This window comes from uncultured Cyclobacterium sp. (assembly GCF_963976465.1).
GTDB lineage: Bacteria > Bacteroidota > Bacteroidia > Cytophagales > Cyclobacteriaceae > Cyclobacterium.
In genome coordinates this window covers 1-10575 of the sequence record NZ_CAXBOC010000151.1, presented here as the reverse complement: position 1 = coordinate 10575, position 10575 = coordinate 1, and the positions used below count along the sequence as shown (strand labels likewise).

Below are 10575 nucleotides of genomic sequence, written 5' to 3'. Positions count from 1 at the left end.
AATTATTAAGAACATGGACGGGTCGATAGATTTGGACGCTGGAGGGCGAACAGTTTATGATACTTTGGCGCAGCAAGAAGCCCTAAATAGATCTCAAAAAAAAAGGCAACCGTTCTGGTTGCCTTTTTTATTTGTATATTAATAAGCTATCTACCAGGTTCTTGGCAGGTCTTTATTACTGTCTTCTATTCCTGAGGAAGAAGTATCTGTATAGGTCCTCACTTGAGGTTTTGCTATTGGTTTCACAGGTACCTCTTTTTTCTTTTCAGCTTTTTCATCCAACATTGAATAGAGCTCTTCTCTGCTTACCGAATTAATTTTGCTGGACTTAGAAGCTTCTTCTACCTCCTTTGGATCAACCACCTGCACACCACTATTGATCTGGGCTCCTTTATGAATATGAATAGAGCTGGTTGTGATATTTCCAGACACTTTGGCATTGGAATAAATGGTTGTATCACCATTGATGTAAAGATCTCCCACTACCTCTCCGTTAATACTTATTTCCTCTGCAATGATATCTCCGGTTATGGAGGCTTTTTCTCCAACCACCACTTTTTTATCTGTGCGAATACTACCTACCAGTATACCATCTGCTCTGATATCACTTTTGGAAATAATATCACCTGTAAGTTCGAATCCCATGGAAAGGACTGTTACTTTACCTACATTGGCTTCTTTATTCTGTTGCTTGTTGGATCCAAATTTCATATTATCATTCTCCTTTTTCTTGTTTAAAAGTAGTTAATATCGTGGAACTATTCCCTAAATCAAGACCTACTGCTTTGTCTTTAGCACCTGCATTAATGGCCAAGCTATTGAAACAATAACCTATAGATGCCATTTGCTCAGGGGACTCAGGCACATGCACATTTAACAAACCATCAAACTCAGCCTTAAATAAATCGACGAGTTCACTATAATTGGCTCCACCCCCGGCAAGGTATATGTCTGCAGATTTTGCAAAATCACTATCAGAAAAAGCTTTTCTAAGAGAAGGGGAAATCACATCGTTGTAATATTGCTCAATTACTTGTTTCCTTAATTCCTTTAAATCTAAACGCTTTCTGTTTAGAATAATTGAACCTTCACTAAAATATTGATCTATTTGATGTTCTGTTTTTAAATCTAAATAATTGTCTTTCTGAAGCTCTCGAGTAATAAGGTTGATGGCATACCTTAGACCAAAAGTAGAAACACTTGACCTTTGAACCAATCCACCTTCCGTACTCAAAATAGCTTCCATGGTACCATATCCCAAACTGATCATGAAAAAGTTTTTGGGGGCATCACTGTAAAGTTGTCTAACAGCCATACTACACCCTACAACCTCAGGGATAACAGCTACTCTGTCCACTTCAACAGCCATTTTTTTCTTGCCGCCGCCACCAAAAGTCTGAGTGTCGTATTCTATTATATGTTCATTTTCTAACAACCTGTAGGCATTTTCTTTAAACACCTGAAATGTTGAAAAAGGAAAACCTGTAGTCACAGTAATAGGACTCCCCAACTTCTGAGAGGCCAATAACAATCCTGCTTTCAAAAAGATCCTGTAGTCATTTTCATCAGGCGAACTGTTAATATTTCTATGAGGAGATGTTCCTTCGGATAAAGCCAAATCCCCAACTAAATAACCAATATTATCGTGATATATTTTAAGTCCTGAAACTAAATCTCTCGCTACATTTCTAAGTTCAAGATTGCTACTTTCCAATACACTTGGGTACTTTATTACTTCTATCATGGAAATTATTTTTATCCTTTTTTAAAACGGTTATCCTTTATTTTCAATGCTAACAAACTCAATACTCAAAGGCCATACCAATTATCTTCTTAAAAATCACGTTAAAACTCCAAGTGCTTTATTTAGATAAAAGGATATATTTATCAAACCTTGTCTTTAAAGACAAATTAAAGGAACCTTAGCGAAATAACAAGCTAGTTCCTTAAGTTTATGTTCATTTTTTTGTAAAAGGTTGAAAAATGAAGATTTTCTCACAAAGTATTTTTTTTTTTAACAGTGTAGAAGGCGTTTTACGTTTACCGTCTGAATTTCATTAGATTTGTTATTCAACCAAATCATAGATCATATGAGACGGATGTCAATAATCTTCTTCTTGACCCAAATTTTAACTATTGCTACGCTTTCAGCTCAGGAGTTTTCCATAGGCCCAAAAATTGGAGTCTCTCAAGGAAATATTTCAGTCAATGGAAACACATTTAGTACAAGTAATGACAAATTGGGATACCATGCAGGGCTATTTGCGCGACTTGGCGGAAATCATATCTTTATTCAACCTGAAGTGCTCTATACCAATACAGGCGGCGAATTTAAAAGCACTCAAGGAAGCAGCACAGTGAGTTATACGGCTCAATTCGACAAAATCGATGTGCCGATTATGGCCGGATTTAAAATTGCCAATTTCTTTAGGCTGCAAGCTGGCCCTACCCTTGCATTTATTCTGGATAGCGACCTGAGTTCCACTGCCACTACCACCGCAGCCCCAGACTACAACAAAGCCACCATCGCCTATCAGGCAGGCTTGGGGCTTGACCTTGCCAATCTAATCATAGATTTTAAATATGAAGGAGCCCTGGGTAAATTGGGAGAATCCTATGTAGGTTTTCCGACCGATCAGCGGCAAAACCAACTCATGCTATCCCTCGGTATACGCTTGTTCTAAAAAACTTCCAGTGTTATTGCTTTCCCAAACTATCTAAGGATTTACGGTCCTTTTTTGAGGACTTTTTGTAGTCACTTGGGGTTTGCCCGGTTATTTTCTTGAATTGAGCAGAAAAATATTGAACGCTACCATACCCGAGCTTCCAGGCAATCTGACTAATATTAAACATTTCTAGGCTAAGCCACTCCTTGGCTTTCTCAATCTTTAGGTCAATAAAATATTGTTCTATTGTTTTACCCTGAGAATTACTAAACAATTGACTTAGCCGGCTATAGTCAACATTAATCTTCTCCGAAAGTAAAACGGAAATTGGTACATTTAATTCCAAAGATTCATTCTCAAAAAGCTGAATCAAAGAAAATTTAACTGTCTCCACCCATACCAATTCCCTGCTTTTCGCTATAGAGAAGCCTAGTTCCAAAAGTTTTTTTTCGAATTGCTTGATCCGACTTGGCGGAAATTCCTGTGTAAACTCTACCGCACCCAGTCTAACCTGACTATAGGAAACTTCCATATCATTTAGCACTGCCTCCACAGCCATGATACACCTAGGACAAACCATATTTGTAATCGGAATTGTAACCATCCCACTACAACAATTCTTTGACCTAATAAATTTCAAAAGAATAAATGTCCTGCAATTTATTCAACAATTACTTATGTCCCCTATTAAAAAGGTACAAATAAAAACCAACTTTGCTCTTAATCATAAGGACTATTAATATTAATTCATAGGTAAAAAGTCTAAAATAAAAAAGAGGCTGATAAATCAGCCTCTTTGAGATAGTTAGTGGTTAGTAATATTTTGTATTAATTTGCAAAGATGTATTTACCTACTCCGTTTCCTTCCACGATTCTTACGTCGATGTTTTTTAAAGATTCCAGGTTTGTAAATTTAAATTTCTTTCCGAAAGTCAAACCGGAGATGGCTTCCTCATGGATTAGACTTCCATTGTCATAAATTTCAAGTGTCTTTTCTTTACCATTCAAGTTGCTCATGGTAAGTGCCAATGTCTGACCATCAACCTCCATCATTTTGGCATAAAAAGTTTTCTCTTCTTTTTGGTCTCCTAAAACAATGTCAAAACCGGACAATTTTCCATCTTTGCCATTAAAAACTTCGATTTGGTACTTTCCAATATCAAGTTTGTTAAGGTTGTAGTTTTTGTAAAAAACTTTTTCTGCTTCAATCACATCCCTGAAGATAATTCTGTTTGACTTATCTTTAATAGCAACGGTCACCTTTCCTTCAGGAATTTCCATGTATTTTAATTGAAACTTATTATCCCCTACTTTTTCAAGGGTGACAATTGGATTCTCAACAGGTGCAGTAGCAAACACTGATGACGTAATTGTGAAAGCGAGAATTGTTGCAATAATTAATCTCATGATCGTAAATTTTTAAAGGTATGTTAACTTTAAAAACCTCTGCTAGGAACTTCCTAACATTTCTTTTTTGAGGCTAATTACTTTGGGCAGGTAATTGAGCTAGAAATTACAATCGATAATCTACGGAAGGCTATATTTATCTAAACATCAGTTTCGGATACTACTTCAGCCCCTGGCCGGCAGTATTTGCTTTTTGCATTTAATTCAACTGAGCTAAATTGTTTTATCCTTCTTTTGATCCCTTTTGTTTTTCCTATGTTTATGACTTACGTAAGTATGACACAAATGTAATTGAGCAATTGATAGATTGCAAATATTTCAATAAAAATATACAATTATTAACTTATACATAACAAAAACTTAAAAAATTATGTATTTATAAATTTTATAAAATCTAAAAACAAAGACATACTATGAAGCATAAGGTATGATTTCAACCATATTTTACCCAAAAAGCAAAATTTAATTTTTTTTAATTATTTTTTACACCGATAAAACCGTTTTTAACAGACTTTTCAAAATATGAGGTTATTTTTTACACCTATTATTTAATTTTTAACCGATAAAACACATTATACTCCCGTTCCACCTCGGGGTTTATATTATCATTTACATAAATTTCACCTGATTCTGAGGTATAATCCAACATACCGGGAACAGACAACCCTTCCACCACGCCTATTTGCTTGCCATCCTCAATTACCAGATAAAAAGTCTTCACAAATTTCTTTTTCGCTTCTTGGAACTCCGGCAACTCATCAACCCTCATCGGTGATTTAGCCATTAAACTTTGCAAAATATCTTCGGGAATTCTGGTTTTAAACTCAACAATAATCTTGTCCCCAACAAACCAAAGTCCTGTAAACCGAGGGTAAGAAGAAGTATATTCTTCTTCTTCAGCGATTTCAGGAATTATCTGAGGCCTATACTTATGCCTAAGGGTTACCTCATGTAAAAGAACAGGTTCATTTCCGGAAAAATCATAAATAAACAGTTGATTACTCACTTTAGGGAGTACGGCCATCAGATGCTTGCTTCTATGATAAGCAATGAATGGGGCTGAATTCCCTACATACTTTCGCTCTATCCTTGGTTCCCATGTTGCAGGATAGGCATTCATCTGCTTGAGAAATTGGTCCTTTACCCTGTACGTAAAGATCGTTTTTACAGAATCGTAATAAATAGGCTTGTCCCGGTTCTCCTTAGGTAAGGAATTTAGATCAAATAAATTACCCTCAATCCCAAAAAGAATTTCTTCTCCATCTTTTATCAATCCCCTAAAAAAAGTTTGGTAAAAACTTATGGTCACACTATAAAGCCCTAAGTTTATGGACTCCATCACTTTTGCTTTTTTGCCTTCTAGGTCATACAGCTGATACCTGTATAATAGATCTTTAGCTACCCACTTACCTTCTCCCAAAAAACTGTAACCAAAAGCCCCATTGAATCCAATTCCATTTGGACTTTCATTTAGTAAATCGTAGGCCTTAATGACTTTACCATTCTTATTCACGAGATATGGATTTCTACTATTTCTCCCTCTCATTAAAAATGCTTCACCCAATAATTGTTGATCATCAATAACTAAGGGTTCTAGTACATCTACTACAACACTGTCCACTAAAACAAAGGCCATCTTACGCTCCGGGTCTTGCCCTTGGTCTTTGTTTTCAGAGGAACAACTAAACAGGATAAATGCAGAAACTAAGCAATGGCGGAAATGTATCATTTGTGATCGTATGGGTTTAAATTCTTATCAGTAGCCCCCTGAAATACTCATTGAACTCAGTAATTTCAAATCAGAATAATATCTACTATATAGTAATAACGATAAACAGATAGAGGCATAACAATAAAAAGTAAAATTCCACCTGATCTGGAGCGATTAGCTTCTTTTAAATACCCTTCTTCCATAAAAATACAGGCAAGGCTAAAAATACGCCTACCATGCTAAACACCAAGCCTCCAATAGTCCCTATGGCCAGCGAAAACCAAAAAATCTCTCCCTGCCCTTCCATTACAAAAGGTATTAACCCAAAACATGTTGAAAGTACGGTTAATAAAATCGGAGTTGCCTTCCCCCCCACGGCTTTCAAAACATTCCGGTTGTAGTTGCCTTTTCTTCGATTATTGAGATCGTTTACTATAAATATGGCTGCATTTACTGCCAAACCTCCTAGCATAACAAAAGCTGCATAGCCTCCTTGATCAAAATAGAAGTCGAACAGTGAGAAAATTAGAAATAGGCCAATAAAAGAAATGGGGATTATAAAAATAATGTACAATGGCTGTTTAAAGTTCTCAAATAGAATAGAACAAATAAAGAAAATACCCACAATTAACACCAGCAACAAACTGTACTGCCTTTTGGCTTGGTTCCAACTCCAGTTATAAGATTGCCTGCTAACCGAATAACCGATAGGCATGGAAGCTTTCATTTCTTCAATCACCTCATCCAGGTATTCTCCCCCAAACTTTGCTGAGCCCATATAATCAAATGAAACCAACCTAATGTATTGCCTATCCTCTTTGTGTAAAGCATTGGTGGTGCTTTCTTTGGTCAAAGCACCAAAACCTGAAACTTTAAAAATTTTATTTTCACTGGATATTAAACTACTCCTTTCCAGATCAAACTTTGAAAATCGATCAGAATTTTTCTCTTTAACAACAACTCCAAATTTATCATTATCAAGCTCCAAAATTAGGGATGGTTGTTCATGTTGCGACAAATCATTAAGTGCAGTAACCACTTCATATTGGTTGGCACCTGCCATGGCCAGTCTTTGCTGGTCAAACCTTAAAACATATTCCTCAGTCTTCTTGTCATAATAATTTCGCCGCTCGTTGGTATTCACTTCTTGAATTCTGCGGTGTGCCAACAATTTTTCCGCCAAGATTTCGGATTGCTTTTCTAGCTCTGCATAGTTATACCCTCTCATTTCTGCTCTAAAGGAAGGAATCCCCTCACCTCCCGGCCCTGTTGAAAATCCCTGGCCAACGCCATAGATACCCCAACGTACACCACTCCAATCTGTAGATTTCATGGCAAGTTTTCCCTTCAATCTATATGGCAGTGCAGAAGTTTCATGCTCCTCTTTGAAGGTAATCTCTATGCGCGCGTTTTGACCAGAACTTACTGTAGTCACAAATTTATCTACACCTTCCACCCCTTTCAGAAATACCTCAAACTCCTTTATGATAAAATTCATTTGTTCCAGGGTATTCCCAAAAGGCAAGGAAGCATTTACATACAATCTCGTTCTTTCTGCTTCTCTGTATGATGACTTTTCAAATACACCTCGAACAAACATCCTAAAAGAGCCTCCCAGTGACTTGTCTATATAAGGCCTGATCTCCTCTTGGTAGAAACTATTCCCTACAGTCTTGTTGTACCACTCTTGTCCTTCCCAGCTTGAAGGAAGATAAAATACTGGTAGCCCAAACAATAAAACAAGGAGGACAATAAAGGTTTTTCTAAACCTTGCTGTAAACCCAATAATTTGCTGAAACTTGGAAAAAGCTACTACCCTTTTTCTCAACTGATTTATGGTGAGTCTTTTCGCAGACTTCTGCTTTTCTCCAAAAAGCAAATCGTACATGGCAGGAGTAAAAAGCAAAGCCACCAATAGTGAAACTCCAAGCATAACAGCAACAACCACCGAAAACTCTCCTAGATTTCTCCTATCGTCTTCAGGTAATAAAAAGACCATTAATAAGGCCACAATTGTAGTTAATGAAGCAGCCAGCAAGGCTAAAAACACTTTTCTGTTTTTGTGTTTGTGCAAGTGATCAATCATGATGATGGCATTGTCTACAATCAGACCAAATGAAATCGTCAAGCCTGCCAGTGAATACATGTGAATATTCACTTTTAATAAGTAAAGAATAATCACAGTTAAACTAACATTGACAATTATTCCTAAAAACAGAGTAATCAGGTATTTTACATTTCTATTGATTAAGAAAATAAATATCACCAAAATCAAAATCGATAATCCTGACCGCTTATAGATCTTGTTGAGTTCCTTATCCAAAAAGGAAGTGTCGTCAAATTCAAGCCTTACATCAAACCCTTCCGGAAGGTTTACTTTTGAGGCGGTCACTATTTCCTTTATTCTTTGGGCCAGCAAGACCTTGTTTACACCATCCCTATTAGTTATGGTAAGGTTTACCGAGTTATTACCATTGATCCTGTAAAAGCTCCGAGGCGCTGACTCTTCCAGGGTAAGTGTGGCCACATCCTTCAAGTAAATTGCTTTCCCTTCTACCCTTCCCAATAAAAGGTTTTCCAATGCCCTTTTATTTGTAATGGATCGATCGATTTCCATAAACATGGACTCTCCTGACACATTCATGGCCAAGCCCGGATAACTTCGTCCAAAAGCATTTCTAATCCTATTCTCCAAAGTAGCCCTTGAAAATTTTAAGGCCTGCAATTTTTGTATGTCATATACCACATAAAGGTACAGATCATTGGCTCCTCGTATTTCAATTGTTTCAACCTCCTCAATTTCATTAAGTGCTGTCACCAACACATCTTCTGCTATTTTCTTTATTTCAAAAGAAGCAAAGGGGCCATTAATACTATAGGTTATTACCGGCTTTTTCTCTTGAATACTTCTTTGAGACGATTGGGTTACATTGGGGTAGCTGACCTTGCTGTCAAGGGACGGGTAAACTTGCCTGATCAAAGCGGCTACCTCAAACTTCTTATATTCCATATCCGTATGCTTGTCAAACCGCAACTGGATATTGCCGTTATCATAATTGGATGTGGATGTGGTTTTTTTAAGTTCAGAAAGCTGGGTAAAAGCTCCTTCCAAAGGAGATGTTGCAAGTTTTTCAACCGTTTCCGGGGAAGCATTGTTGACAGCAAAGCTAATATTCAGTACAGGTTCTTTTTCCGGAGGATTTAAGTCCACAGATAATTTTGGGATCAATGCAATCCCAATAATCGAGGCAACAAAAAAGATGATTACTAATCGAAAAGGTGTCATTTATCTCCCTTATGTAAAGTTCCTAATATTAAACTTGTGCCATTTATTCCTAATTGCTGCAATCTTATAGAAATATATCGTAACCTTCTATTTCAGGCTATTAAATATTCCTACAGGTAAAAAGACATACAGCCTTATACTTAAATCAACCTTTAATAGGCAAATCCAAAACTACTTCAGCATCGTGAACCGTACCCAAACCTACAAAGTCATTAAGGCTTATTCTATTAAAACTAAATAAATAATTTCAAAATCAAAAATATTAGTTCATTAATAAAGCTAAAAGCTATAATTGGTAAGCATTCAGGGGCTAAGGTCTACCCCCTTACATCCTTTTTTTTGAAAAAATATTGATCCAGATTTAATATTAAAAATCACTAGCTTATTGATCCCTCATAAAAAAAAGGCAATTATTCCAAACGAATAATTGCCTTTTATACAAAACGAAAACAGATAATTATTAGCTATTATTTGGCATAATTCACTGATCTCATTTCTCTAATTACAGTTATTTTAATCTGCCCCGGGTACTGCATTTCTTTTTCAATTTTTTGAGATATTTCAAAAGACAAATTACCTGCTGTATTGTCGTTCACATTGTCTGCATCCACCAACACTCTCAATTCCCTTCCAGCTTGCATGGCAAAGCATTTGTTGACTCCTTCAAAACTCAAGGCCAAATCTTCCAGGTCTTTAAGTCTTTTTATATAACTGTCCATGATTTCCCTACGGGCACCCGGACGTGATCCAGAGATGGCATCACATGCTTGAACAATTGGTGACAACATGGAAGTCATCTCAATCTCATCATGGTGAGCACCTATGGCATTGATGACTTCAGGATGCTCCTTGTGCTTTTTAGCCAGCTCCATACCTAGGATGGCATGTGGCAATTCTGCTTCTTCAGGGTATACTTTACCAATATCATGAAGTAAACCTGCCCTCTTAGCCAATTTGGCATTGAAGCCCATCTCGGCAGCCATGGTCGCACAAAGTTTAGCAACTTCTCTGGAGTGTTGCAATAAGTTTTGCCCATAAGAAGAACGGAAACGCATCCTTCCCACCATCTTAATCAGTTCAGGGTGTAGGCCATGAATCCCCAGGTCAATACAAGTTCTTTCTCCTATTTCAATGATTTCCTCATCGATGTTCTTCTCGGTTTTCGCCACCACTTCTTCAATTCTGGCAGGATGTATACGTCCATCCTGCACCAACCGATGGAGGGCCAACCTTGCAATTTCTCTTCTAACCGGGTCAAACCCTGAAATAATAATGGCTTCAGGTGTATCATCGACCACAATCTCCACGCCGGTGGCTGCTTCCAACGCCCTAATGTTCCGTCCTTCTCTTCCGATAATTTTACCTTTGACATCGTCACTCTCAATATTGAAGACAGACACACAGTTTTCTATGGCATGTTCAGTGGCCGTTCTTTGGATGGTATCCAAAACAATTTTCTTAGCCTGTTTGGTTGCACTAAGCTTGGCTTGATCCAAAATATCTTT

The 10575-nt window shown here is 37.1% G+C and carries 8 protein-coding genes; 1 reads left to right on the top strand and 7 read right to left on the bottom strand.

All coding sequences use genetic code 11. The features are described 5' to 3' along the window. Positions 1–150: 150 nt before the first annotated feature. Together AAC037_RS10285 and AAC037_RS10280 are read right to left on the bottom strand one after the other, a co-directional pair. Positions 151–711 carry a polymer-forming cytoskeletal protein gene (locus AAC037_RS10285; protein WP_339902912.1) on the bottom strand — a complete coding sequence of 187 codons (561 nt, stop codon included), beginning with the start codon at positions 709–711 and terminating at the stop codon, positions 151–153. Between the two features lie 4 nt (positions 712–715). Continuing rightward, positions 716–1759 carry a ParM/StbA family protein gene (locus AAC037_RS10280; RefSeq protein ID WP_262485333.1) on the bottom strand — a complete coding sequence of 348 codons (1044 nt, stop codon included), beginning with the start codon at positions 1757–1759 and terminating at the stop codon, positions 716–718. Positions 1760–2090: 331 nt separating this feature from the next. On the opposite strand from AAC037_RS10280, the gene AAC037_RS10275 reads away from it, so the two are divergent. After that, positions 2091–2684 (top strand): porin family protein, encoded by a 594-nt coding sequence (locus AAC037_RS10275; protein WP_339902911.1) that lies wholly within the window; start codon positions 2091–2093, stop codon positions 2682–2684. 13 nt (positions 2685–2697) lie between these two features. Here AAC037_RS10275 and AAC037_RS10270 read toward each other — a convergent pair whose 3' ends face one another. The 5 genes from AAC037_RS10270 to rny all read right to left on the bottom strand — a co-directional run. Next, positions 2698–3246: a helix-turn-helix transcriptional regulator gene (locus tag AAC037_RS10270; RefSeq protein WP_339902910.1), complete on the bottom strand. Its 549-nt coding sequence runs from the start codon at positions 3244–3246 to the stop codon at positions 2698–2700. 248 nt (positions 3247–3494) lie between these two features. Further along, complete coding sequence (locus tag AAC037_RS10265; protein WP_339902909.1) at positions 3495–4073, bottom strand: hypothetical protein; 579 nt, start codon at positions 4071–4073, stop codon at positions 3495–3497. Positions 4074–4617: 544 nt separating this feature from the next. Further along, positions 4618–5802: a hypothetical protein gene (locus tag AAC037_RS10260; RefSeq protein ID WP_339902908.1), complete on the bottom strand. Its 1185-nt coding sequence runs from the start codon at positions 5800–5802 to the stop codon at positions 4618–4620. Between the two features lie 166 nt (positions 5803–5968). After that, the gene (locus AAC037_RS10255) at positions 5969–9070 is read right to left on the bottom strand and encodes an efflux RND transporter permease subunit (RefSeq protein ID WP_339902907.1); all 3102 of its coding nucleotides are present in this window, start codon (positions 9068–9070) and stop codon (positions 5969–5971) included. A 467-nt stretch (positions 9071–9537) separates the two neighbouring features. Continuing rightward, on the bottom strand, positions 9538–10575 hold a 1038-nt coding region (gene rny / locus AAC037_RS10250), incomplete at its 5' end, for a ribonuclease Y (RefSeq protein WP_339902906.1).